Genomic DNA, 1,051 nt, shown 5'->3' with positions numbered 1-1,051 from the left:
TGTCCGTCGTCAGGGATTTTGGGACAGATGGCGGCGTGAGCTAAGAGAGGGTCTGGCTCATCTGGTTCATGTGATTATGCGGCGGATTTGCGGTGAAGCAAGCGTCGCGTTTCGATGGTCTTTCGTTTGATCCTTTCTCGTTGATTTAGAATGGTCTGCCCGCGTCCGAAGTAGACATCGGCCGGGGTGAGGTTTTGTAGGCTCTCGTGATAGCGTCGATGGTTGTAATGATTGACAAAGGCATCGATCTGTTGCCTGAGATCGCCGGGCAGATAGTAGTTTTCCAGCAGGATGCGGTTCTTCAAGGTCTGGTGCCATCGCTCGATCTTCCCCTGAGTTTGCGGGTGATACGGAGCACCTCGAATATGATCCATCTGCCGGTCCTCCAGCCAATCGGCCAACTCGCTGGAGATGTAGCTGGACCCATTGTCGCTGAGCAGCCGTGGCTTATGCAGAACCGTCGCCTGATCACAACCTGAGGCTTGCAGCGCCAGGTCTAGCGTGTCGGTCACATCGCCCGACTTCATCGTCGTGCAAAGCTTCCAAGCGATGATATAGCGGCTGTAATCATCGAGGATGGTCGACAGGTAGAACCAGCCCCAGCCAATCACCTTCAGATAGGTAAAGTCGGTCTGCCAAAGCTGGTTTGGCCGAGAGGTTTTGTCGTGGAACTCGTCGGCCGCCGATAGAACCACATAGGCCGGGCTGGTGATGAGGTCGTAGGATTTGAGGATGCGATAGACCGAAGCCTCTGAGACAAAGTACTTTTCTGTGTCGGTGAACTGCACGGCCAACTCACGCGGCGACAGATCGCTTTCCTTCAGAGCCAGGTCCTTGATCTTCTCACGCATCGGCTGCGGAATGCGGTTCCAGACCCGTGATGGCTTGGGGCTGCGATCCTCAAGCGCCTCGGGTCCACCAGCCAGATATCGGTCATACCAGCGATAGAAAGTGGTTCTGGGGATGCCGAGTTTGTCCAGCGTACGCCTGGTCGGAAGATGCGATCCTTCGACGAGGCGGATGATCTCCAGCTTCTCAGATGCGGGATACC

Annotated in this window: 1 protein-coding gene; it reads right to left on the bottom strand. The window is 55.7% G+C overall.

From position 1 onward, the window contains the following. Positions 1-74 precede the first annotated feature (74 nt). Positions 75-1,051: IS3 family transposase (locus tag AC2FLZ_RS22015; protein ID WP_496882799.1), on the bottom strand; the 977-nt coding region annotated here is incomplete at its 5' end.

The sequence above is a fragment of the Ruegeria sp. YKSF131 genome, assembly GCF_059612645.1.
Note: the sequence above shows the minus strand (reverse complement) of the source record. Positions and strands in the feature narration are given on the sequence as shown.